Source organism: Paraburkholderia sp. EG287B, from assembly GCF_040965595.1.
Classification (GTDB): domain Bacteria; phylum Pseudomonadota; class Gammaproteobacteria; order Burkholderiales; family Burkholderiaceae; genus Paraburkholderia.
The window spans coordinates 275,990-299,415 of record NZ_JBFRCG010000001.1 but is presented as its reverse complement, the minus strand read 5'-3'; the positions used below and the strand labels follow the sequence as shown (position 1 = coordinate 299,415).

At 66.7% G+C, this 23,426-nt stretch carries 17 protein-coding genes and 1 pseudogene; 9 read left to right on the top strand and 9 right to left on the bottom strand.

The genetic code is table 11. The features are described 5' to 3' along the window. Nucleotides 1-29: 29 nt before the first annotated feature. The 5 genes from prmB to dapC all read right to left on the bottom strand — a co-directional run bounded on the left by prmB (nt 30) and on the right by dapC (nt 4,721). Nucleotides 30-926, bottom strand: a complete 897-nt coding sequence (gene prmB / locus AB4Y40_RS01320) for a 50S ribosomal protein L3 N(5)-glutamine methyltransferase (protein WP_368686144.1) — start codon at nt 924-926, stop codon at nt 30-32. Between the two features lie 33 nt (nt 927-959). Further along, nucleotides 960-2,099, bottom strand: coding sequence for a succinyl-diaminopimelate desuccinylase (gene dapE, locus AB4Y40_RS01315; RefSeq protein ID WP_368686143.1), 1,140 nt, complete (start codon nt 2,097-2,099; stop codon nt 960-962). A 123-nt stretch (nt 2,100-2,222) separates the two neighbouring features. Continuing rightward, a complete protein-coding gene (locus tag AB4Y40_RS01310) occupies nt 2,223-2,588 on the bottom strand; it encodes an ArsC family reductase (RefSeq protein WP_028204073.1) in 366 nt (121 codons plus the stop codon). Continuing rightward, nucleotides 2,588-3,415 (bottom strand): 2,3,4,5-tetrahydropyridine-2,6-dicarboxylate N-succinyltransferase, encoded by an 828-nt coding sequence (gene dapD / locus AB4Y40_RS01305; protein WP_028204072.1) that lies wholly within the window; start codon nt 3,413-3,415, stop codon nt 2,588-2,590. Before dapD ends, AB4Y40_RS01310 begins: the two co-directional genes overlap by 1 nt. A gap of 82 nt (nt 3,416-3,497) precedes the next feature. Continuing rightward, complete coding sequence (gene dapC, locus AB4Y40_RS01300; RefSeq protein ID WP_368686142.1) at nt 3,498-4,721, bottom strand: succinyldiaminopimelate transaminase; 1,224 nt, start codon at nt 4,719-4,721, stop codon at nt 3,498-3,500. 311 nt (nt 4,722-5,032) lie between these two features. Here dapC and AB4Y40_RS01295 point away from each other — a divergent pair, with 311 nt between their 5' ends. The 5 genes from AB4Y40_RS01295 to def all read left to right on the top strand — a co-directional run bounded on the left by AB4Y40_RS01295 (nt 5,033) and on the right by def (nt 14,173). Continuing rightward, the gene (locus AB4Y40_RS01295) at nt 5,033-6,124 is read left to right on the top strand and encodes a DMT family transporter (protein WP_368686141.1); all 1,092 of its coding nucleotides are present in this window, start codon (nt 5,033-5,035) and stop codon (nt 6,122-6,124) included. A gap of 169 nt (nt 6,125-6,293) precedes the next feature. After that, nucleotides 6,294-9,812 carry a chromosome segregation protein SMC gene (smc, locus tag AB4Y40_RS01290; protein WP_368686140.1) on the top strand — a complete coding sequence of 1,173 codons (3,519 nt, stop codon included), beginning with the start codon at nt 6,294-6,296 and terminating at the stop codon, nt 9,810-9,812. Between the two features lie 144 nt (nt 9,813-9,956). Next, complete coding sequence (locus AB4Y40_RS01285; protein ID WP_368686139.1) at nt 9,957-11,276, top strand: cell division protein ZipA C-terminal FtsZ-binding domain-containing protein; 1,320 nt, start codon at nt 9,957-9,959, stop codon at nt 11,274-11,276. A 297-nt stretch (nt 11,277-11,573) separates the two neighbouring features. Then, on the top strand, nt 11,574-13,643 hold the full coding sequence (ligA, locus tag AB4Y40_RS01280) for an NAD-dependent DNA ligase LigA (protein WP_368686138.1): 2,070 nt from the start codon (nt 11,574-11,576) through the stop codon (nt 13,641-13,643). After that, complete coding sequence (def, locus tag AB4Y40_RS01275) at nt 13,640-14,173, top strand: peptide deformylase (RefSeq protein WP_368686137.1); 534 nt, start codon at nt 13,640-13,642, stop codon at nt 14,171-14,173. Before ligA ends, def begins: the two co-directional genes overlap by 4 nt. A 78-nt stretch (nt 14,174-14,251) precedes the next feature. Here the strand turns inward: def and AB4Y40_RS01270 are convergent, their stop codons facing one another. Both AB4Y40_RS01270 and AB4Y40_RS01265 read right to left on the bottom strand, forming a co-directional pair. Continuing rightward, complete coding sequence (locus AB4Y40_RS01270; protein WP_368686342.1) at nt 14,252-14,821, bottom strand: pseudouridine synthase; 570 nt, start codon at nt 14,819-14,821, stop codon at nt 14,252-14,254. Nucleotides 14,822-14,920: 99 nt separating this feature from the next. Next, nucleotides 14,921-14,983, bottom strand: a pseudogene (locus tag AB4Y40_RS01265) (hypothetical protein); the annotation flags it as partial. Between the two features lie 669 nt (nt 14,984-15,652). Here AB4Y40_RS01265 and AB4Y40_RS01260 point away from each other — a divergent pair. Continuing rightward, complete coding sequence (locus AB4Y40_RS01260; protein WP_368686136.1) at nt 15,653-16,228, top strand: hypothetical protein; 576 nt, start codon at nt 15,653-15,655, stop codon at nt 16,226-16,228. A 199-nt stretch (nt 16,229-16,427) separates the two neighbouring features. On the opposite strand, the gene AB4Y40_RS01255 is transcribed toward AB4Y40_RS01260, so the two are convergent. Then, nucleotides 16,428-19,007: a [protein-PII] uridylyltransferase gene (locus AB4Y40_RS01255; protein ID WP_368686135.1), complete on the bottom strand. Its 2,580-nt coding sequence runs from the start codon at nt 19,005-19,007 to the stop codon at nt 16,428-16,430. Between the two features lie 268 nt (nt 19,008-19,275). Then, nucleotides 19,276-20,097 (bottom strand): type I methionyl aminopeptidase, encoded by an 822-nt coding sequence (gene map, locus AB4Y40_RS01250; protein ID WP_368686134.1) that lies wholly within the window; start codon nt 20,095-20,097, stop codon nt 19,276-19,278. A 416-nt stretch (nt 20,098-20,513) separates the two neighbouring features. Here map and rpsB point away from each other — a divergent pair, with 416 nt between their 5' ends. From rpsB to pyrH, 3 genes are all read left to right on the top strand, one after another. Then, entirely contained in the window at nt 20,514-21,269 is a 756-nt protein-coding gene (gene rpsB / locus AB4Y40_RS01245; RefSeq protein WP_133181278.1) for a 30S ribosomal protein S2, read from the top strand. Between the two features lie 210 nt (nt 21,270-21,479). Beyond that, nucleotides 21,480-22,361 (top strand): translation elongation factor Ts, encoded by an 882-nt coding sequence (gene tsf, locus AB4Y40_RS01240; protein ID WP_069265617.1) that lies wholly within the window; start codon nt 21,480-21,482, stop codon nt 22,359-22,361. Nucleotides 22,362-22,628: 267 nt separating this feature from the next. Beyond that, nucleotides 22,629-23,345 (top strand): UMP kinase, encoded by a 717-nt coding sequence (gene pyrH / locus AB4Y40_RS01235; protein WP_028204061.1) that lies wholly within the window; start codon nt 22,629-22,631, stop codon nt 23,343-23,345. The last annotated feature ends 81 nt before the right edge of the window (nt 23,346-23,426 follow it).

The following is a 23,426-nucleotide window of genomic DNA, read 5'->3' as shown; positions in this document are numbered from 1 at the left end:
GGCTCGCTCGGACAAGACGCACAGGACGATCAGACCGGCAGGTCGCAGGCCTGAATCAGGAAGACCTGGTCGTCGCCGGCGCTCGTCGAGAGCCAGACGAGATCGAGGCCGCCGAACGCCGCTTCCACGTTCTCGCGCTCGTTGCCGATCTCGATCACCAGCACACCGTCGTCGGTGAGCCAGTTGCGTGCTTCCTTGACGATGCGGCGCACGATGTCCATGCCGTCCGCGCCGCCCGCGAGCGCCATTTCCGGCTCGTGGCGGTACTCGGGCGGCAGCGCCTGCATCGAGTCGGCATTCACGTAGGGCGGGTTCGTGATGATCACGTCGTAGCGGCGCTCGGGCAGCGGCGCGTACAGGTCGCCTTCGAAGAGGGCAATGCGCTCGTCGAGAGCGTGTTCATGCACGTTGCGCCGCGCGACTTCGAGGGCGGGCGCGGACAGATCGACGGCGTCGATGTCGGCGTTCGGAAACGCGTGCGCCGCGAGAATCGCAAGGCTCGCCGAGCCGGTGCACAGCTCCAGCACCGCGGTGACCTGTTCGGGATCTTCCACGTAGGGCTGCAGGCCGTCTGCGAGCAGCTCGCCGATGAACGAGCGCGGCACGATGACGCGCTCATCGACGTAGAAGCGCAGGCCGTGCATCCACGCTTCCTGCGTGATATAGGCGGCGGGGACGCGATCGGTCGCGCGGCGCTCGATCACGCCGAGCACCTTGTCGATTTCCTCGCTCGTGAGGCGCGCGTCGAGAAACGGATCGAGCAGGTCGAGCGGCAAATGCAGCGTGTGCAGGATCAGGTACGCGGCTTCGTCGTAGGCGTTGTTCGAGCCGTGGCCGAATGCGAGTTGCGCGGCCGAAAAGCGCGAGACACCGTAGCGCAACAGGTCGCGAACGGTGGCGAAGGTGGCGGCGAGCGGATGGGTCATGTTCTGGACTCCAGAGCGTGTTCGGTGGGCCGGTCAGGCGATCAGTTGTTCGAGCACGCGGCGATAGACGTTCTTGAGCGGATCGATGAATTTCACTTCGATATGCTCATCGATCTTGTGGATGCTGGCGTTCGGCGGCCCGAACTCCACCACCTGCTCGCACATGCGGGCGATGAAGCGGCCATCGGACGTGCCGCCCGTGGTGGACAGTTCGCTCGTGACGCCGGTTTCGTCGTGGATCGCCTTTTCGAGCGCGTTCGAGAGCGCGCCGCGCGGCGTGAGAAAGGGCAGGCCGCTCACGCTCCAGTGCAGGTCGTATTCGAGGCCGTGCTTGTCGAGGATCGCGTGGACGCGCTGTTGCAGGCCTTCCACCGTGCTCGCGGTCGAGAAGCGGAAGTTGAACATCACATCGGCGTGGCCCGGAATCACGTTGCTCGCGCCGGTGCCGCTGTGCAGGTTCGACACCTGCCACGTGGTGGGCGGGAAGTACTCGTTGCCGTCGTCCCACTTTTCGGCGACGAGTTCGGCGAGCGCGGGCGCCAGCAGATGCACCGGGTTCTTCGCGAGATGCGGATAGGCGATATGCCCCTGCACACCCTTCACCACGAGCTTGCCCGACATCGAGCCGCGGCGGCCGTTCTTCACGCAGTCGCCGAGCGTATGCGTCGAAGTCGGCTCGCCCACGATGCAGTAATCCATCTTCTCGCCGCGCGCCTGCAGCGCCTCGACGACCTTCACGGTGCCGTCGGTGGCCGGGCCTTCTTCGTCGCTCGTGATGAGGAACGCGATGGCGCCGCGATGCTGCGGATGCGCCGCCACGAACTCTTCGCTCGCCACCACGAAGGCCGCGAGCGAAGTCTTCATGTCGGCGGCGCCGCGGCCATAGAGAACGCCGTCGCGATGCGAGGGTTGGAACGGCGGCGAACTCCATTGCTCGATGGGGCCGGTGGGCACGACGTCGGTGTGGCCCGCGAAGGCGAGCAGCGGGCCTTGCGCGCCCGCGGTGCCGCGCTTGACGGCCCACAGGTTGGTCACGCCGTTGGATTCGATCGTTTCGCACGCGAAGCCGAGCGCGCCAAGGCGTTCGGTCATGATGCGCTGGCAGTGCTGGTCGTCGGGCGTGACGGACGCGCGCGCGATCAGGGCTTCGGTAAGGGCGAGGGTGGCGGACATAAAAAGACCACTTTCAATAAAAATGCCGGCGCCGCTGATGGAGCAGGGGCCGGCAACAACTTGTCATGACCGTGTGCCCGACCTGCCATGGGGCAGTTCAGGCGCACCGGTCTCATGCGGCGCTCAAGCGAACAGCTCCGCATACTGGTCGGCGGAAAAGCCGAGCGTCTTCACGCGGCCGTTCACCACGACGACGGGCCGCTTGATGATCGACGGCTTGTGGATCATCAGCGCGATCGCGCCGGCGGTCGTGTCGGCTTCGGCTTTGTGCACATCCGACAGGCCGCGCCAGGTGGTGCCGCGCTTGTTGATGAGCTGATCGAGCGACACGTCCTTGAGCCAGTCCTGGACCAGCGCATTCGAGACGCCCGCTTTCTTGAAGTCGTGAAACTCGAACTCGACGCCGTGCTCTTCGAGCCACACGCGGGCCTTCTTCACGGTGTCGCAGTTCGGAATGCCGTAAACGACGGTCTTGGCGGACTTCGCCATCAGTCGCCTCGCAGCAGCTCGTTCAGGCCGACCTTGGCGCGCGTCTTGGCGTCGACCTTCTTGACGATCACGGCGCAGTACAGGCTGTGCGAGCCGTCCTTCGAGGGCAGGTTGCCCGCGACCACGACCGAGCCTGCCGGGATGCGGCCGTACGAGACTTCGCCGGTTTCGCGGTCGTAAATTTTGGTCGACTGCCCGAGGTACACGCCCATCGAGATGACCGAGTTCTCTTCGACGATCACGCCTTCCACGACTTCCGAGCGCGCGCCGATGAAGCAGTTGTCTTCGATGATGACCGGGTTGGCCTGCAGCGGCTCCAGCACGCCGCCGATGCCGACGCCGCCCGAGAGGTGCACGTTCTTGCCGATCTGCGCGCACGAACCGACCGTGGCCCACGTATCGACCATCGTGCCTTCATCGACATACGCGCCGATGTTGGTGTACGACGGCATCAGCACGACGTTCTTCGCGATGAACGAGCCGCGGCGCGCGATGGCCGGCGGCACGACGCGGAAGCCGCCCGCGGCGAAATCTTCGGCCGTGTAATTGGCGAACTTCGAGGGCACCTTGTCGTAGAACTGGCTGTAGCCGCCGGCGGGCATCGGTGCGTTGTCTTCCAGGCGGAACGACAGCAGCACGGCCTTCTTCACCCATTGGTTGACGACCCAGTCGCCGTCCTTCTTCTCGGCGCAGCGCAGCGCGCCTTTGTCCAGCTCGGCGATGACGTGGGCGACGGCTTCGCGCACGTCGTTCGGAGCCGACTTGGGCGAGAAGTCGGCGCGGTTTTCCCAGGCGGTGTCGATGATCTGCTGAAGTTGTTGCGACATGGTGGTGATTTCGTGAGATTGATGGTTGAAAGCGGTGTTGCGCGCCGCGAGGTGCGGGACCCCGGCGCGCACGAAAAAGGCTTTACGGTTTGAGCGAGCGGCAGAACTCGACGATGCGCTGCGCGCCCTCGATGCACTCTTCGACGTCGGCGACGAGCGCCATGCGCACGAAGTCTTTGCCCGGATTCGTGCCGTGCGCCTCGCGCGCGAGGAACGAGCCGGGCAGAACCGTCACATTATAGTCGGCGTAGAGACGCTGGGCGAACGCGGTGTCCGTGAGGCCGGTGCGCGCGACGTTGGCCCAGAGGTAGAACGCGGCGTCGGGCAATTTCACGTCGAGCACGTCGGCGAGCATGGGTGTGACGGTCGAGAACTTCTTCACGTATTTCGCGCGGTTTTCGCGCACGTGCGCCTCGTCGCCCCAGGCCGCGATGCTGGCGGATTGCCAGACCGGCGACAGGGCCGCGCCGTGATAGGTGCGGTACAGCAGGAACTGCTTGAGGATGGCGGCGTCCCCGGCGACGAACCCCGAGCGCATGCCCGGCGCGTTCGAGCGCTTCGAAAGGCTCGACAGCATGACGAGGCGCTCGAAGCCGCGGCCCAGCTTGTGTGCCGCTTCGAGACCGCCGAGCGGCGGCGTGGCTTCGTCGAAGTAGATCTCCGAGTAGCACTCGTCCGAGGCGATCACGAAGCCGTAGCGGTCGGAAAGCGCGAACAGCTCGCGCCAGTCGTCGAGCGTGATCACGGCACCCGTGGGATTGCCGGGCGAGCACACGTACAGCAGCTGCGTGCGCGCCCAGACCTCTTCGGGAACCTGCGAATAGTCGCAGGCGAAGTTGCGGGCCGGATCGCTGTTCACGAAGTACGGCTCGCCGCCGCCCAGCAGCGCGGCGCCTTCGTAGATCTGGTAGAAAGGGTTCGGGCAGAGTACGATCGCCCGCTTTGCCGGGTCTTTCACGCCCGCCGTCGGGTCGATCACGGCCTGCGCGAGCGCGAACAGCGCCTCGCGCGAGCCGGACACGGGCAGGATTTCCGTGTTCGCATCGATCGCCGGCAGCCCGTAGCGCGCCTTTACCCAGTTCGCGATCGATTCGCGCAGTGCCGGGGTGCCCGCCGTGGCCGGGTACGACGAGAGGCCGTCGAGCGACGCGACGATGGCGTCGCGGATCAGCGCCGGCGTCGGGTGTTTCGGCTCGCCGATCCCGAAGCTGATGTGGCGCAGGCCGGCGTTCGGCGTGACGTCCTTGAAGAGCACGCGCAGCTTTTCGAAGGGATAGGACTGAAGGGTGTCGAGTAGCGGATTCACTTGGGGCTGGACAGGCGTGAGCGAAAGACGGATGGCGTGGCGCGCAGGATGGGAGTGGCCACTGCGGGCCGGCGAGCCGGTCGCGCCGCGCTGGGCGAAACAACACGGATGCGCGGCGCGGCCTTGCGGCTGCAAGCGGTCGATTATAGCGTGGCGCCGCTGCTGCTGCGGGCGCCGGCCGGATCCCGCCCCGGCGCCGCCGGTGCCTGCCGGGCGACGAAATAAAGGAAAAGCATGAAATTCTCGAACGACGTTTCGAACCACGGCGCACGTGCCGCGAACCCGCGGCCGGGCCACGGGAAGCGCGAGCCATGAGCCACAGCACGGGCTTGCGCGCCGCGTGGCCGACGCTCGCCATCATGATTGGCGCGTCCGTCTGGGGTTTTGTCTGGTATCCGCTGCGCATGCTGGCGGCCGCCGGGCTCACCGGTACGGCCTCGAGCGCGGCAACGAGCGCGGCCGGCTGTCTCTTCGTGCTGGTGCTGCGCTGGCGCTCGCTCGCGAGCGTGCGCTGGCACTGGGTGCTGCCGATGCTCGGACTCGCCGCAGGCGTGACCAACGTCGGCTTCGTGTGGGGCGCGATCCACGGCGAAGTGATGCGCGTGCTGCTGCTCTTTTATCTGACCCCGGCGTGGACGGCGATCTTCGCGCACTTCATCCTGCACGAGCGCCTGAACTGGGCGGGCGGCGCGCTGGCGGCGCTTTCGCTGCTCGGTGCGGTGCTGATGCTCTGGTCGCCGCGGCTCGGCGTGCCGCTGCCCGCCAACGCGGCCGAATGGGCGGGTCTCATCGGCGGCATGGGTTTCGCGATGAGCAACGTGCTGGTCGTGAAGACGAGCCGCGTGCTGCCGCACATGAAGCCTGAGATGCGCACGGCCGTGATCTTCGCGGGCGCGGCGCTGTTCGGCGCGCTGACCTCCTGTTTCGAGCCGATGTCGGCCGCACCGGCGGGCGAGCACCTTGCGCGTGTCGTGCTGCTCGTGCTCGCGCTTGGCATCGTGCTCGGCAGCAACAACATGCTCGTACAGTACGGGCTCGCCCGCGTGCCGGCGAACCGCGCCTCCATCAACATGCTGTTCGAGATCGTCGTGACGGCGCTCACGTCGTGGCTCTTCGCCGGCGAGACGCCGGGCCCGCGCGAATGGGCGGGCGGCGCGTGCATCGTGCTGGCTTCCCTGCTGTCGAGCTGGGTGCACCGGGCGCAGGACGCGCGCAAGCGCGGCGCGCACGCGAGCGCCGATGCGAGCGTCATGACCCACGCCGACGCGAGCCGCACCGATGACGCGGACGACGCCGACGGCAACGGCCCCGGCGGCGACGATGGCAACGGCGGCGGCAACACAGGCGGCGGCACGGGCCCAGGGCCTTCCCGCGCGCGGAATGGCGCGCGTGCGATGGTATGATTGCCGCTGATTCCCGTCGGCCGCACGCGCGCATGCGCGTTCGTACGGCGAGCCGTGGCGGCTGCCCAGTGTGCACTCCGCCGTCGCGCGATCGGTTGCGGATGCGCGGCGGCAAGCGAGGTACGGCACGGGCGGTCCCGTTCACCACTATTCAAACAGCGATATCGCCGTGCGTCTGACCTCGATTAAACTCGCTGGCTTCAAATCATTCGTCGATCCCACGCATTTCCAGGTTCCGGGCCAACTCGTCGGGGTGGTCGGGCCAAACGGCTGTGGGAAATCCAACATCATCGACGCGGTGCGCTGGGTGCTGGGTGAATCCCGGGCGTCCGAGCTGCGCGGCGAGTCGATGCAGGACGTCATCTTCAACGGTTCCACCGCGCGCAAGCCGGGCAGCCGCGCGAGCGTCGAACTGGTGTTCGACAACGCCGATGGCCGCGCCGCCGGGCAGTGGGGCCAGTATGCCGAAATCGCCGTGAAGCGCGTGCTCACGCGCGACGGCACGTCGAGCTACTACATCAACAACCTGCCGGCGCGCCGGCGCGACATCCAGGACATTTTCCTCGGCACGGGCCTAGGCCCGCGCGCCTACGCGATCATCGGGCAGGGCATGATCGCGCGGATCATCGAGGCGAAGCCCGAAGAGCTGCGCGTGTTCCTCGAAGAAGCCGCGGGCGTGTCGAAATACAAGGAACGCCGCCGCGAGACCGAGAACCGCCTGCACGACACGCGCGAGAACCTCACGCGTGTCGAGGACATCGTGCGCGAGCTGTCCAGCAACCTCGAAAAGCTCGAGGGCCAGGCGGTCGTCGCCACGAAATACCGCGAGCTGCAGGCCGAGGGCGAGGAAAAGCAGCGCCTTCTGTGGCTCTTGCGCAAGAACGAGGCAGCGGGCGAGCAGCAACGCCAGCAGCGCGCGATCGAGCAGGCGCAGATCGACCTGGAGCGCCATACGGCTCAGCTGCGCGAAGTGGAAGCGCAGCTCGAAACGCTGCGCGTGGCCCACTACTCGGCGAGCGACGCCATGCAGGGCGCGCAGGGCGCGCTTTACGAAGCGAACGCCGAGGTGAGCCGTCTCGAGGCCGAGATCAAGTTCATCGTCGAGTCGCGCAACCGCGTGCAGGCGCAGATCGCCGCGCTCACCGCGCAGCGCGAGCAATGGCAGGTCCAGGCGCAGAAGGCGCAGGACGATATCGAAGACGCCGAAGAACAGCTGGCGATCGCCGAGGAAAAGGCGGCGCTGGCCGAGGAAGATGCGGCGGCGAAGCAGGAAGCGCTGCCCGCGCTCGAAAACCGCTGGCGCGACGCACAGGCGCAACTGAACGACGAGCGCGCGGGCATCGCGCGCACCGAGCAGGCCATCAAGCTCGAAGCCGCGCATCAACGCAACGCCGACCAGATGCTCCAGCAGCTTCAGCAGCGCCACGAGCGTCTGAAGTCGGAGGAAGGCGGCCTCGACGCGCCCGACGAAGCCCAGCTCGAAGAGCTGCGCATGCAGCTGGCCGAACAGGAGGAAGTCCTTAACGAAGCGCAGGCGCGCCTTACCGATGCGCAGGAAACAGTGCCGCGCCTCGACGCGGAACGCCGCGCCGCGCACGAGCGCGTGCAGGCGGAAAACGCACAGATCCACCAGTTCGAAGCCCGTCTCGCTGCACTCAAGCAGTTGCAGGAAAACGTGCAGACGGAAGGCAAGATCCAGCCGTGGCTCGAACGTCACGAACTGGGCGCGTTGCCGCGGCTGTGGAAGAAGCTGCACGTCGAGGCGGGCTGGGAAACGGCGCTCGAATCGGTGCTGCGCGAGCGGCTCGCTGCGCTCGAGGTGTCGAACCTCGACTGGGTGAAGGCATTCGCGAGCGACGCGCCGCCTGCGAAGCTCGCGTTCTATTCGCCGCCGGCCGCGGGTCAGGCGCCCGCTGCGCCCGCGGGCCTCACGCCGCTGCTCTCGCTCGTACGCATCGACGATGCGGGCTTGCGCGCGGTGCTCACCGAATGGCTCGGCTCGACCTACGTCGCGAGCGATCTCGCCGAGGCGCTCGCCCAGCGTGCGCAGTTGCCCGGCAGCGGCGCGTTCGTCGTGAAGGCCGGTCATATGGTCACGCGCGTGGGTGTGCAGCTGTACGCCGCCGACACCGAGCAGGCCGGCATGCTCGCGCGTCAGCAGGAAATTGAGAATCTCGAGCGTCAGGTGCGCGCCCAGACGCTGCTCGCCGACGACGCGCGCACGGCTGTCGTGCGCGCGGAAGCGGCGCACACCCAGGCCGCCCAGGTGCTCACGGACGTGCGCCAGCAGGCCGAACGCGCGACCCAGCGCGTGCACGCGCTGCAGATGGACGTGCTGAAGCTGACCCAGGCGCATGAGCGCTACACGGCGCGCAGTACGCAGATTCGCGAAGAGCTCGACGAGATCCGCACGCAGATCGAAGAGCAGCGCGCGTTGCGCGCCGAATCGGAAGCGAACTTCGAGCGCCACGATGTGGAACTCGCCGAACTGCAGGCTCGCTTCGAGGACAACCAGCTCGCCTTCGAGGCGCTCGACGAGGAACTCGGCGCGGCGCGCAACGAGGCGCGCGACCTCGAACGCGCGGCGGCCGACGCGCGCTTTGCCGCGCGCAACATGGCGAACCGCATCGAGGAGTTGAAGCGCAACATTCAGGTCGCGCACGATCAGAGCGAACGCGTGGCCGCATCGCTCGAAGACGCGCGCGCCGAGCTGGAAACGATCAACGAGCAGACCGCGCACACGGGCCTGCAGGACGCGCTGGAAATTCGCGCGCAGAAGGAAGACACGCTGCGCGCCGCGCGCGCCGAACTCGACGACCTGAGCGCGAAGCTGCGCGCCGCCGACGAAACGCGCCTCGCCGCGGAGCGCGCGCTACAGCCGCTGCGCGACCGGATCACCGAGCTTCAGTTGAAGGAGCAGGCCGCGCGCCTGAACGGCGAGCAGTTCGTCGAGCAGCTGCAGGCCGCGGGCGTCGACGAGGCCGCGCTGCAGGAAAAGCTCACGGCCGATATGAAGCCGTCGTATCTGCAAGGCGAGGTTACGCGCATCAACAACGCGATCACGGCGCTTGGGCCCGTGAACATGGCCGCGCTCGACGAACTGGCCGCGGCGAAGGAGCGTAAGACCTTCCTCGACGCGCAGTCGGCCGACCTCACGAGCGCAATCGAAACGCTCGAAGACGCGATTCGCAAGATCGACCAGGAAACGCGCACGCTGCTGCAGGGCACCTTCGACGAGGTGAACCGTCATTTCGGCGAGCTGTTCCCGCGCCTGTTCGGCGGCGGTCAGGCGAAGCTCATCATGACCGGCGACGAGATTCTCGACGCCGGCGTGCAGGTGATGGCGCAACCGCCCGGCAAGAAGAATTCGACGATTCACCTGCTTTCCGGCGGCGAGAAAGCGCTCACGGCCACGGCGCTCGTGTTCGCGATGTTCCAGCTCAACCCGGCGCCGTTCTGCCTGCTCGACGAAGTGGACGCGCCGCTCGACGACGCGAACACCGAGCGTTTCGCGAACCTTGTTCGCGCGATGTCGGACAAAACACAGTTCCTGTTCATTTCGCACAACAAGATCGCCATGGAGATGGCGCAGCAGCTCATTGGCGTGACGATGCAGGAACAGGGCGTTTCGCGCATCGTCGCGGTCGACATGGAAACTGCGGCGGGTTTCGCCCAAAATACGGTCTAATCGATTTATACGGTCTAACGGACGGCGCGCGATGCGCGGCCGGCGGCGCCATCGGTGAGGCAGCCGCCGCGCGCAATGCGCTCGCCAGAGCAACGGCGCACAGAGTGCGCGCGCCGTCGAATAAGAATTGCTGATGGAGCATGCATGGATGAGTTGACTCTCGGGTTGATCGGCGCGGGCGCCGTGGTCGTCGGGGGCGTGGTGGTGTACAACGCGTGGCAGGGCGCGAGGGTGCGCCGACGCATGCCGCGCCCGATGCCCGAAGAGGCGGTCGAAGCGCCGCAGCGCGACGAGTTCCAGGAGCCGAGTCCGTTCATCGAACCGGCGCGTGCGCCGTCGCGCCGCGAGCCGTCGCTCGCGGGCAGCACGGAAGCCGAGCGCGTGGAGCCGGGTTTCGGGACCGCGGCGCCGCTCGACACGCCGGCCGACATCCAGGCGGAAACGACGACGCCCAACGGCTTTCCGGAGGCCGAATCCGGTGCGGAGGAGGCTGCCGACAAGGCTGCCGACAAGGCTGCTGACAAGGCTGCTGACAAGGCGCCGGCTGCAAGTGCGGCTGCCCCGCAATCCGCGAAGGACGACGCCGACGAAGCCGGGCGCATCGAGCCGGTCATGCCGGCCGCCACGACGATCTCTTCGGCGCCGCCCGCCGTGGTCGACCGTCGCATCGACTGCATCGTGCCGATCCGGCTGGGTGCGCCGATGGCGGGCGAGCGGGTGATTCCGTTTGCGCAGCGGCTGCGCCGCGCTGGCAGCAAGCCGGTTCACATCGAAGGCAAGCCCGAAGGGGGCGACGGCTGGGAGTTGCTCCAGAGCGGCGTGCGCTACGAAGAACTGCGCGCGGCTGCGCAACTCGCGAACCGCAACGGCCCGCTCAACGAACTCGAGTTCTCGGAATTCGTGACCGGCGTGCAGCAGTTCGCTGACGCGCTCGACGCCGCGCCCGAGTTCCCGGACATGATGGAAACGGTCGCCATGGCGCGCGAGCTGGACGGCTTCGCGGCGCAATGCGACGCGCAGCTTTCCGTGAACGTGATGTCGGATGGCGCGCCGTGGTCGGCAAACTACGTGCAGGCGGTGGCGGCGCAGGACGGCCTGCTGCTTTCGCGCGACGGCACGCGCTTCGTGAAGCTCGACGCGAAGCAGAGCCCGGTTTTCATGCTGCAGTTCGGCGATACCAACTTCCTGCGCGACGACCTCACGTACAAGGGCGGCGAGCTGATCACGCTGATCCTCGACGTGCCCGTGGCCGACGAAGACATCCTGCCGTTCCGCCTGATGTGCGACTACGCGAAGTCGCTCGCCGAGCGCATTGGCGGGCGCGTGGTCGACGACCAGCGCCGGCCGCTGCCGGAATCGGTGCTGCAGTCGATCGACAAGCAACTGATGACGCTTTACGCGAAGCTGGAGCAGGCCGGCATTCCAGCCGGCTCCCCGGCCACGCGGAGACTGTTCAGCCAGTAACGCCGCAGGCCTGCAGGCGGCCAATACGCAAGGCGCGACGCCCTAAGGGTGCCGCGCCTTTTTTGCGCGCAGGCGGTACAGCGTAACGGGCATCGGCACGCGTGTTGCAGTGCATTTGGGTTCGTCTTGCAGGACCTGGGCGTCAATGCAACGGAGGCGGCGTTCGCCGTTCGGCCAGGACGCTGGCGAGGCCCGTTCGGCGGCGCACGAAGATGGCCGCTCGGCCGATGCGACAGGTGCCGCTTCCTGAGATAATCTGACGTCCGAAATCATTTTCAACAGCGAGTTGCCCAAGGCATGGTCCGTACTCCCGCCCGTCCTCCCGAAGAAGCCACCGCTGCGCAGCGCGCGGTGTGGTTGCGCGCCGAACTCGAGCGTGCGAATCACGCCTACTACGTGCTCGACCAGCCGGAGCTGCCCGACGCGGAATACGACAAGATGTTCGGCGAACTTCAGAGAATCGAGGCCGAGCACCCCGACCTCATCACACCCGATTCGCCCACTCAGCGCGTGGGTGGCGAAGTCGCCGGGGGCTTCGAGCCCGTGGTCCACGACGTGCCGATGCTGTCGCTCAACAACGGCTTTGCCGATGAGGACATCGTCGCGTTCGACAAGCGCGTGGCCGACGCGCTCGGCAAGATCGAGGGCGCCGGCGTCGTCGAGGTCGAATACGCCGCCGAACTCAAGTTCGACGGCCTCGCCATCTCGCTGCGCTACGTCGACGGCGTGTTCGTCCAGGCGTCCACGCGCGGCGACGGCGCGACCGGCGAGAACGTCACGGAGAACGTGCGCACGATCCGCTCGCTGCCGTTGCGCCTGAAGGGCAAGCGGGTGCCGAAGGTGCTCGACGTGCGCGGCGAGGTGCTGATGTTCCGCCGCGACTTCGAACGCATGAACCAGCGTCAGCGCGACGCCGGCCACAAGGAATTCGCGAACCCGCGCAACGCGGCGGCGGGCAGCCTGCGCCAGCTCGATCCGAAAATCACGGCGCAGCGGCCGCTGTCGTTTTTCGCCTACGGCATTGGCGTGCTCGAGGGCGAGCCGATGCCGGCCACCCATAGCGACCTGCTCGACTGGTACGCGGAAATGGGCCTGCCGGTCAATGCCGAGCGTGCGGTCGTGAAGGGCGCGCAAGGCCTGCTGGAATTCTTCCGCGCCGTAGGCGAGAAGCGCGACGGCCTGCCGTACGACATCGACGGCGTGGTCTACAAGGTGAACCGCCGCGACGAGCAGGACGCGCTCGGCTTCGTTTCGCGTGCGCCACGCTTTGCGCTCGCGCACAAGTTCCCGGCCCAGGAGGCGCTCACGAAGCTGCTGGCCATCGACGTTCAGGTCGGCCGCACGGGCGCGATTACGCCGGTGGCGCGGCTCGAGCCGGTGTTCGTCGGCGGCGCGACCGTGACCAACGCCACGCTGCACAACGAAGACGAGGTGCGGCGCAAGGACATCCGCATCGGCGACACGGTGATCGTGCGACGCGCCGGCGACGTGATTCCCGAGGTGGTCAGCGCGCTCATGGACCGCCGTCCGGCCGACGCCCACGAATTCGTGATGCCGACCGAATGCCCGGTCTGCGGATCGCGCATCGAGCGGCTGCCCGACGAGGCGATCGCACGCTGCACGGGCGGCCTGTTCTGTCCGGCCCAGCGCAAGCAGGCGCTCTGGCACTTCGCCCAGCGCCGCGCGCTCGATATCGACGGCCTGGGCGAGAAGATCATCGACCAGCTGGTCGACCAGAGCCTCGTGCGCACGCCCGCCGATCTGTTCAATCTCGGCTTCGGCACGCTCGCGCAGCTCGAGCGCATGGCGGACAAGTCGGCGCAGAACCTGCTCGACTCGCTCGAGAAGGCCAAGGCCACATCGCTTGCGCGCTTCATTTACGCGCTCGGCATCCGGCACGTGGGCGAATCGACGGCCAAGGATCTTGCGAAGCACTTTGGCTCGCTCGATCCGATCATGAGCGCGTCGGTCGAAGAATTGCTCGAAGTGAACGATGTGGGCCCTATCGTCGCGCTCGCGATCCACGAGTTTTTTGCGGAAGAGCATAACCGCACAGTGATCGAGCAACTGCGCGCGCCGGGCAAAGTAACATGGGCGGAAGGCCCGCCCGCGCCGAAGGCGCCGGTGGGCGTGCTGGCCGGCAAGACGGTGGTGCTCACCGGCACGCTGCCCACGCTCTCGCGCGACGAGGCGAAGGAGATGCTGGAAGCAGCCGGTGCGAAGGTGGCCGGCTCGGTGTCGAAGAAGACTGACTATGTGGTGGCGGGCGCCGACGCGGGCAGCAAGCTCGCAAAAGCCGAGGAACTCGGCGTGCCGGTGCTCGACGAAGAAGGAATGCGCAAGCTCCTGGAGGGGCAAACGACATGATTCGCGAAATTCTCAGAATGGGCGATCCGCGCCTGCTTGCCATAGCGAGGCCAGTCGATCACTTCGACACGCCCGAGTTGCACGAACTCATCGCCGATATGTTCGACACCATGCACGCGGCCAACGGCGCCGGACTCGCCGCCCCGCAGATCGGCGTCGACCTGCAGGTGGTGATCTTCGGTTTCGAGCAGAACGAGCGCTATCCCGAGGCGCCGGCCGTGCCGCAAACGGTGCTCATCAACCCGGTCATCCATCCGCTGTCGCACGACATGGAAGAGGGCTGGGAGGGCTGTCTGTCGGTGCCGGGCATGCGCGGCGCCGTGAGCCGCTATTCGATGATCCGCTATGACGGCTTCGATCAGTACGGCACGCCCATCGAGCGTGTGGCCGAGGGCTTTCACGCACGGGTCGTCCAGCACGAATGCGATCACCTGATCGGCAAGCTGTACCCCATGCGCATTACCGACTTCTCGAAGTTCGGCTTCACCGATGTCCTGTTTCCGGAACTCGACCCGAACAGCGACGACTGAAGATCGAAGCATCAAGAAAAACGGGAGCCCGATGGCTCCCGTTTTTCATTCAGTGCGGCGTTTGACGCCGATGTGGCGTTAGAACGCTTCGTCGGCGGCCAGATAGCGCCATTGGCCCTGCGGCAGCGCGCCGAGCAGCACGCGGCCCATGCGCACGCGCTTGAGGCCAACGACCTTGAGGCCGACCAGTTCGCACATGCGGCGGATCTGGCGCTTCTTGCCTTCGCGCAGCACGAAACGCAACTGCTCGCCGTTTTGCCAGCTCACCTGCGCGGGCTTGAGCGGCACGTCGTCGAGCGACAGGCCGTGGCGCAACTGTGCGAGCGACTCGGGCGGGAAGTGCTGGTCGATTTCGGTCTCGATGTCGTTGTAGGTGACGCGCACGAGGTATTCCTTGTCGATGTCCGAGCTCTCGCCGATCAACTGCTTGGCCACGCGACCGTCCTGGGTCAGCACGAGCAGGCCGGTCGAGTCGATGTCGAGCCGGCCGGCGGGCGCGAGCGTGCGCAGATGCTTCGCCGAGAAGCGGATACCCGAGTGGTCGCCGTCCCAATGATTCTCGCCGGTGATGAGCGTGGCGGCGGGCTCATAGCCGTCCTCGGCCTGGCCCGACACGTAGCCCACGGGCTTGTGCAGCAGGATCGTCACCTGGCGCGCCTGCGCGGCGAGCGCGGCCGGATCGATTTCGATGCGCTGATTCGGCGTGACCTTGGCGCCGAGCGTGTCGACGACTTCGCCATCCACATACACCCAGCCCTTTTCGATCCATTCGTCGGCTTCGCGGCGCGAGCACAGGCCCAGTTCGGACATGCGCTTGGACAGGCGCAGGGTGTTGTCGCCATCGACTTCTTCGCGCGGCGCGCGGCGTGGTGCGGAGTCGGCGTCATCGGTGCGGCGTGGGGCTTTCCCGGCCGATTTGACCGGGCTGGCGGTCTTGCGGCCGCCGCCGCCTTCGCGGTCATCGCGCGAGGTGGCTTTCACCGGGCGCGCGAAACGGCGCTCCGTGCCCTCGTCACGGGTGCGTGCGGGGCGCCGCTCGTCGCTGTCCGTGCGGCGGGCGAAGCGTCCCTCGCTGCCTTCGCTGCGGCTGCGCGGCGGACGGCGATCATCGCCTTCGGTGCGCCGTTCGAAGCGACGTTCGCCACCTTCCTCGCGGCTGCGCGGGGGACGACGGTCATCACCCTCGGGGCGGCGCGCAAAGGGGCGTGCACCGCCTTCGTCGCGGCTGCGCGGAGGGCGACGGTCATCGCCTTCGGGGCGGCGCGCGAAGGAGCGTGCACCGCCTTCCTCGCGGCTGCGGGGCGGGCGGCGGTCGTCGCCTTCGGGGCGGCGCGTGAAGGGGCGTGCACCGCCTTCGTCGCGGCCACGTGCGGGGCGTCGGTCATCGCCTTCGGTGCGTCGTTCGAAGCGGCGTTCGCCACCTTCGTCACGGCTGCGAGGCGGGCGGCGGTCGTCGCCCTCGGGGCGGCGCGCGAAAGAGTGTGCGCCGCCTTCGTCACGGCTGCGAGGCGGGCGGCGGTCATCGCCCTCGGGGCGGCGCGCGAAGGAGCGTGCACCGCCTTCGTCGCGGCTGCGGGGCGGGCGACGGTCATCGCCCTCGGGGCGGCGCGCGAAGGAGCGTGCGCCGCCTTCATCGCGGCCACGTGCGGGGCGGCGATCATCGCCTTCGGTGCGTCGTTCGAAGCGACGCTCGCCACCTTCTTCGCGGCTACGCGGCGGACGACGATCATCACCCTCGGCACGGCGCGCGAAGGAGCGTTCGCCACCTTCTCCACGGCTGCGCGGCGGACGTCGGTCGTCACCCTCGGGGCGGCGTGCGAAGGAGCGTGCGCCACCTTCCTCACGGCCACGCGGCGGGCGTCGGTCATCGCCTTCGGCACGGCGCGCAAAGGGGCGCTCGCCGCCTTCGTCATGGCCACGCGCAAATCCACGCGCCTCATCGCCCGAGCGACGGACCGGGCGGCGCTCGTCACCGAATCCGCCTTCGCGAGCCGGCCGCGCCGGGCGCTCGCCCGGGCGCGTATCGCCGGTGCGAGGCGTGCCGCGCCCGGTTGAGGAGGCGCGCACGGGCTTCCCGGCAGGCGTCTTCGCGGCCGATGCCGGCCGAGCGTCCGTCGCCCGCACCTCCGCCGGGCGCACCGGCTTACGCGCGGTCGTGCTGCCGCGGCGGACGGGGGCGCGTTCCGGAGTGGTCGGGCGCGGATGTTTGGCTGTCAGTTTGGCTCGCATGGATCTGGTATTTCGCTTGGGTCATTCAAACTGCGATCGCGCGCAGCAATTCGGTTTCGACATGAATCTGCTGGCGGTTGTCGGAGAGTCCCGAACCGTCGAGCAGAAACACGTCTTCCACGCGTTCGCCGAGCGTATTGATCCGCGCCGCATGGACGCCGACATGATGCTCCGCGAGCACGCGCGCGATGGAATAGAGGAGGCCCGGCCGGTCGTTCGCCGACACGGACAGGATGTAGTATTGGCCGCGCTCGTCGGCCCGCAGGTCGACTCGCGGCGTCACCGGGAAGGTGCGCGACAGGCGCGAGAGACGGCCCTTCGACGGCTCGGGCAGGGCATTGCCCGTCGCCTTCAGGCGCGCGGCGAGTTCCTGCTCGACGAGGTTCGCGATATCGCGGTAATGCACGTCGCCCTCGGTGTGGGCGACGATGAAGTTATCGAGCGCGTAGCCGTGACGCGTGGTGCTCACGCGCGCATCGAGCACGGACAGGCCGCTGCGGTCGAAGTATGCGCACATCGTCGCGAACAGGTCGGGGCGGTCCTGCGCATAGACGAGCACCTGCAGCGCCTCGCCGATCGGCGACGGGCGTGCGCGCACGACCGGCTCCGGCGCCTCGACGTGGCGGTAGAGCACGCGCGTTTGCCAGGCGATGTCGGCGGCGTCGTGACGCAGGAAGTAGCCGACGTCGAGCTTGTCCCAGAGTGCGCGGTGCGCGTGCTCCGGCACCGTCTCGAGACGGAGTAGCGCGAGCGCCAGCTCCTGGCGCGTCTTGAGTTCCGAGTGCGCGTCGGGCTTGGCGCCGCCGAGCACGGCGAGCGTCGAGCGGTAGAGGTCTTCGAGCAGCTTGCCTTTCCAGTTGTTCCAGACCTTCGGGCTCGTGCCGCGAATGTCGGCGACCGTCAGCAGGTAGAGCGCCGAAAGACGCCGCTCCGTGCCGACCAGCTCGGCGAAGCGCTTCACGACCTCGGGGTCGGTGATGTCCTGTTTCTGGGCGACCTGGCTCATCGTCAGGTGCTGCTGCACGAGCCAGACGACCAGCTCCGCGTCGTCGCCCGTGATGTCGTGCTCACGGCAAAAGCGCCGCGCGTCGGCCATGCCGAGCTCCGAGTGGTCGCCGCCGCGGCCCTTGGCGATGTCGTGGAACAGCGCCGCGACGTACAGCACCCACGGGCGCTCGAAGTTGGCGATGAGCTGGCTGCAGAACGGATACTCGTGCGCATGCTCGGCCACGGCGAAGCGGCGCATATTGCGCAGCACCATCAGGATGTGCTGATCGACCGTGTAGACGTGATACAGGTCGTGCTGCATCTGCCCGACGATGCGGCGGAAATTCAGCAGATAGCGCCCGAGCACGCTCGTCTGGTTCATGAGCCGCATGGCGTGCGTGATGCCGGCCGGCTGCTTGAGGATCTCCATGAAGAGCCGGCGGTTTTCCGGGTCGCGGCGCCAGCGCTGGTCCATGGTCTCGCGCGCGTTGTAGAGCGCACGCAGCGTGCGTGCCGACAGGCCCTTCACGCCGGGCACCTGCTCGTAGAGCAGGAACGCTTCGAGAATCGCGTGCGGCTCGCGTTCGAACACGTCGTCGCTGACGATTTCCAGCATTCCCTGCTTCTCGACGAAGTGCTCGGAGAGTGTGCGCGTGATGCCGCTCGTGCTCGGGAACAGCTGCGCCTCGATGTTCTGGATCAGGATCGTGGACAGCTGCGTGACCGCCTTCGCGGCCCAGTAGTAGCGGCGCATGAGCTGCTCGCTCGCCCGCCGCGCGCTGCTGGCCTTGTAGCCGAAGCTTTCGGCCACGGCCGTCTGCAGGTCGAACACGAGGATGTCCTGGCGGCGCCCCGCGATCACATGCAGGCGCGCGCGCAGTACCTTGAGAAATGCTTCGTTGCGGCGCAGTTCGCGCGCCTCGCGCCCGGTGACGAGGCCGCGCTGGTCCAGCTCCTTCCAGCTGCTGCCGAAGGCGGCGGCCTCGGTGATCCAGAGGATCAGTTGCAGGTCGCGCAGGCCGCCGGGGCTTTCCTTGACGTTGGGTTCGAGCGAATAGGGCGTGTCCTGGAAGCGCGCATGGCGCTGGCGCATTTCGAGCACCTTCGCCTGGAAGAATGCGCGCGGGTCCATGGCGTCGCGATAGCGCTGCGCGAAGTCGCCAAAGAGCGTCGCGCTGCCGGTGATGCGGCGCGCCTCGAGAAGCGACGTGCGCACGGTGACGTCATTGACGGCTTCTTCGAGGCATTGCGTGACGCTGCGCACGCTGCTGCCGATATCGAGTCCGAGGTCCCACGCAAGGCCGATAAAACGCTCGATGCGTTCTTCGAGCGGCGCGAGCGGCTCGTCGTCCGGCAGCAGCACGAGGATGTCGACGTCGGACCAGGGCGCGAGCTCGCCGCGCCCGAAGCCGCCCACCGCCACGAGCGCCAGCGTGGCCGGCAGCTCGCACAGGTTCCAGGCGCTGCGCAAGGTGTCGTCGGTGGTGCGGGCGAGGGCGCGCATCAGCGAGTCGACATTGGTCGCGGTCTTGAAACGTTCGAGCAACTGGGCCTTGGCGGCCTTGTAGTCGGACTTCAGCGACGACGTATCGGGAACGGCGACAGCGGGAACACTCATGGGCTCGGGTCGTGTCTGGCGTGGTTGGGCGGGCGGCTGCTCGTGCGCGCGGCGCGCCTCGCGAGGGCGCTGGCCGCGTTGGTTCGTCGGTTAATGCGTCGGCTGCCTGGCAGGCTGCCTCATCGTGCTGCGGGCGCCGGGCGGCGTCCGCATTGGGTGCATCGCTCGCGTTGAGCGTACTGCCCCGAGGCGCAGGCCGGTTTCTACGAGTGCATCCATTTTGCGCCGGATCGCGCCACGAAGCGCTTTCCGGCACTTTATCCGGCGCTCAGGCCGCCGTGCTCGCCATCTGCGCGACGATGGCCGGCTTCGCGGGCGTGCCCGCCGAGACCGTCAGGACCTCGTAGCCCGTTTCGGTCACGAGTACCGTGTGTTCCCACTGTGCCGAGAGGCTGCGGTCCTTCGTCTTGACGGTCCACTGGTCCGGCATGGTGCGAATGTCGCGGCGGCCGGCATTGATCATCGGCTCGACGGTGAAGATCATGCCGGGCACGAGTTCGATGCCGGTGCCGGGGCGGCCATAGTGCAGGACCTGCGGGTCTTCGTGGAACACCGTGCCGATGCCGTGGCCACAGTATTCGCGCACCACGCTGTAGCCCTGGCTTTCGGCGTAGCGCTGAATGGCGTGGCCGATGTCGCCCAGATGGCCGCCGGGACGCACCTGGTCGATGCCGAGCCACATACATTCATAGGTGGTCTGCACGAGGCGCTTCGCGAGGATCGAGCCTTCGCCGACGATGAACATGCGGCTCGTGTCGCCGAAATAGCCTTCCTTGATGACGGTGATGTCGATATTGAGCGCGTCGCCGTTCTTCAGCGCCTTGTCGCCCGGAATACCGTGACAGATCACGTCGTTCACGGATGTGCAGATCGCCTTCGGGTAGGGCGGATAGCCCGGCGGCTGATAGTTCAGCGGCGCGGGCACCGTGCCCTGCACGTTGGTCATGTACTCGTGGCACAGGCGGTCGAGTTCACCCGTCGTCACGCCCGCGGTGACGAACGGCGTGATGTAATCGAGCACCTCGCTCGCCAGCCGGCAGGCGACGCGCATTTGCGCGATGTCTTGTTCGTTCTTGATCGAAATGGCCATGATATGCGCCCGGAAATGCAGTCGAATATTGAATTATCGCACCTAATGCCAGGGGTCGCTGACTTTTGAGAAGGCGGGGTGGGATCCGGCGCCCACGCTCGGCGCCGTATTCCGCGGGTAATAGCTGTCTTGAGTAAGGGGCAGGTTGCGTGCTATACTCTTCGGCTAAGTCGCTTCCCATATCCTTCGAATTCGCGTTCGAGGTTCGTGGGAAAGGCTGGATCCGCCGTTGCCGCGGAGCGCCTTGCCAAAGATGGATTCTGGCGGGTGCGCGAAGAACATTCGGAAGCATCTTCTTCAGGCAGCACACTCGCAAGCCGGCGCACCCAGGGTGTCGGGCGCGTCGATCTCCGGAATGGGAGGGCGCACCGATACGGCAGCCGGCTTCAGACCCAAACCCTAGCGGAGAATTTCTCATGGCAGTTACCATGCGCCAGATGCTGGAAGCCGGTGTCCACTTCGGTCACCAAACGCGCTTCTGGAACCCGAAGATGGCCCCCTTCATCTTCGGTCATCGCAACAAGATTCACATCATCAACCTCGAAAAAACGCTGCCGATGTACAACGACGCGCTGAAGTACGTGCGTCAACTGGCAGCGAACCGCGGCACGATCCTGTTCGTCGGCACGAAGCGTCAATCGCGCGACACGATCGCCGAAGAGGCGCAGCGCGCTGGCATGCCGTTCGTGAACGCACGCTGGCTCGGCGGCATGCTGACCAACTTCAAGACGCTGAAGGTTTCGATCAAGCGCCTGAAGGACATGGAAGCAGCCGTGGAAGCGGGCGAGCTCGAGAAAATGAGCAAGAAGGAAGCGCTCCTGTTCGAACGCGAAATCGCCAAGCTGCAAAAGTCGATCGGCGGCGTGAAGGACATGGGCGGCATTCCGGACGCGATCTTCGTGGTCGACGTCGGCTACCACAAGATTGCCGTGACGGAAGCGAACAAGCTGGGCATCCCCGTGATCGCCGTGGTCGATACGAACCACTCGCCGGAAGGCATCGATTACGTGATCCCGGGTAACGACGACGCGAGCAAGGCCGTTGCGCTCTACACGCAAGGCGTGGCTGACGCGATCCTCGAAGGCCGTGCGAACGCGGTCAACGACGTGGTTGTCGCCGCGCGCGGCAACGACGGCGACGACGAGTTCGTCGAGGTCAACTCGGAGGCGTAAGCTGCCCCGTGTCCGGCAAGAAAAGGGGGCTTTCCATAGGCCCCTTTTTTTTAAGCCGCGACTTTCGTTGCCGCGTCATATGAGCGGCACCGTAGCCCTGTAGAAGCAGCTGTAAAAAAGCGTTTCACGGCAGGCTCAGACGGAAACGAATTTCTGCCGGCCGCGTCGAAAGGCGGGCGGCGTGTACCAGACAGACTCAAGGAGCGAATGATGGCGGCAATTACCGCAAGCATGGTGGCAGAACTGCGCGCGAAGACCGATGCGCCGATGATGGAATGCAAGAAGGCGCTGACGGAAGCCGACGGCGACCTGGCGCGCGCCGAAGAACTGCTGCGCGTGAAGCTCGGCAACAAGGCCAGCAAGGCCGCTTCGCGCGTCACGGCTGAAGGCGTGATCTCGTCGTTCATCGGCGGCGGCGCCGGCGCGATCGTCGAGCTGAACTGCGAAACCGACTTCGTTTCGAAGAACGACGATTTCATCGGCTTCTCGAAGAAGATCGCCGAACTCGTCGCCACGCAAAACCCGGCTGACGTCGCCGCCCTGTCGGCGCTGGCGCTGGACGGCTCGACGGTCGACGCAGTGCGCCTCGCGCTGGTCGGCAAGATCGGCGAAAACCTGTCGATCCGCCGTTTCGCGCGTTTCGAAACCGCCAACCAGCTGGCTGCGTACCTGCACGGCACGCGCATCGGCGTGCTGGTCGAGTACACGGGCGCCGACGAACAAGTGGGCAAGGACGTCGCGATGCACATCGCCGCGATGAAGCCGGTCTCGCTGTCGTCGGACGACGTGCCGGCCGACCTGATCGCCAAGGAGCGCAGCATCGCCGAGCAGAAGGCCGCCGAATCGGGCAAGCCGGCTGAGATCGTCGCGAAGATGGTCGAAGGTTCGGTCCAGAAGTACCTGAAGGAAGTCTCGCTGCTGAACCAGCCGTTCGTTAAGAACGACAAGCAGACGATCGAGCAGATGCTCAAGGCTGCTGGCACGACGGTGCAGAAGTTCGCCCTCTTCGTGGTCGGCGAAGGCATCGAGAAGCGCCAGGACGACTTCGCTGCCGAAGTGGCCGCGCAAGTCGCTGCTGCAAAGCAGCAATAAGACGGTTAAGCCTGCCTCGCCGTGCCCAGCACGGCAGGCGGCAATCGCAGTTGTTGCAGTACCGCAGTTAGCACCGCAGTTTGCTGAGTTGTAAGCCGTGGCGGAGCAATCCGCCGTGGCGGGCAGCGTAGCGGCGACGCGCATGGTAGTCCCCCGCCGTGCGCGGCGTCGGAAATCTTCGCTATTTCTGGCGGCGCTTGCCCGAAGCCGTATTTCACCCCTACAGTTTCAAGTTATTGCCCTTTGCGCGCGATCCTGGATACCTCCATGCCCACACCCGCCTATAAACGCGTCCTGCTCAAACTTTCCGGCGAAGCCCTGATGGGCGATGATGCCTTTGGCATCAATCGCGCCACGATCGAACGTATGGTGGCAGACGTGGCCGAGGTGGTGCGTCTGGGCACCCAGCTCGCAGTCGTGATCGGCGGCGGCAACATTTTCCGCGGCGTCGCGGGCGGCGCGGCCGGTATGGACCGCGCAACGGCCGACTACATGGGCATGCTCGCCACGATGATGAACGCGCTCGCGCTGCAGGACGCCATGCGCCACGCAGGCATCGAAGCGCGCGTGCAGTCGGCGCTGCGCATGGACCAGGTCGTCGAGCCGTACATCCGCCCCCGCGCGATTCGCCAGCTCGAAGAAGGCAAGGTCGTGATCTTCGCGGCCGGCACGGGCAACCCGTTCTTCACCACCGACACGGCTGCCGCGCTGCGCGGCTCGGAAGTCGGCGCTGAAGTCGTGCTGAAGGCCACCAAGGTCGACGGCGTCTACTCGGCCGACCCGAAGAAGGACCCGACCGCGACGCGCTACTCGACGATCAGCTTCGATGAGGCAATTGGCCGCAACCTGCAGGTGATGGACGCCACCGCGTTCGCGCTGTGCCGCGACCAGAAGCTGCCGATCCGGGTTTTTTCCATCGTCAAGCCGGGTGCGCTCAAGCGCATCGTTCTGGGCGAAGACGAAGGTACGCTCGTCCACGTGTAAACTCTCGTTTCACGAGAGGTTCGAACACGGGCCGCGCCGCCCATCAGCGCGCTGGCGGGCTCGTTCCGTTATGAAGGTTCG

Excerpts from the sequence above, each read along its gene's own strand:
- prmB (WP_368686144.1), bottom strand. The coding sequence starts at position 926 with ATGACCCATCCGCTCGCCGCCACCTTCGCCACCGTTCGCGACCTGTTG.
- dapE (WP_368686143.1), bottom strand. The coding sequence starts at position 2,099 with ATGTCCGCCACCCTCGCCCTTACCGAAGCCCTGATCGCGCGCGCGTCC.
- AB4Y40_RS01310 (WP_028204073.1), bottom strand. The coding sequence starts at position 2,588 with ATGGCGAAGTCCGCCAAGACCGTCGTTTACGGCATTCCGAACTGCGAC.
- dapD (WP_028204072.1), bottom strand. The coding sequence starts at position 3,415 with ATGTCGCAACAACTTCAGCAGATCATCGACACCGCCTGGGAAAACCGC.
- AB4Y40_RS01295 (WP_368686141.1), top strand. The coding sequence starts at position 5,033 with ATGAGCCACAGCACGGGCTTGCGCGCCGCGTGGCCGACGCTCGCCATC.
- AB4Y40_RS01285 (WP_368686139.1), top strand. The coding sequence starts at position 9,957 with ATGGATGAGTTGACTCTCGGGTTGATCGGCGCGGGCGCCGTGGTCGTC.
- ligA (WP_368686138.1), top strand. The coding sequence starts at position 11,574 with ATGGTCCGTACTCCCGCCCGTCCTCCCGAAGAAGCCACCGCTGCGCAG.
- def (WP_368686137.1), top strand. The coding sequence starts at position 13,640 with ATGATTCGCGAAATTCTCAGAATGGGCGATCCGCGCCTGCTTGCCATA.
- AB4Y40_RS01255 (WP_368686135.1), bottom strand. The coding sequence starts at position 19,007 with ATGAGTGTTCCCGCTGTCGCCGTTCCCGATACGTCGTCGCTGAAGTCC.
- map (WP_368686134.1), bottom strand. The coding sequence starts at position 20,097 with ATGGCCATTTCGATCAAGAACGAACAAGACATCGCGCAAATGCGCGTC.
- rpsB (WP_133181278.1), top strand. The coding sequence starts at position 20,514 with ATGGCAGTTACCATGCGCCAGATGCTGGAAGCCGGTGTCCACTTCGGT.
- tsf (WP_069265617.1), top strand. The coding sequence starts at position 21,480 with ATGGCGGCAATTACCGCAAGCATGGTGGCAGAACTGCGCGCGAAGACC.
- pyrH (WP_028204061.1), top strand. The coding sequence starts at position 22,629 with ATGCCCACACCCGCCTATAAACGCGTCCTGCTCAAACTTTCCGGCGAA.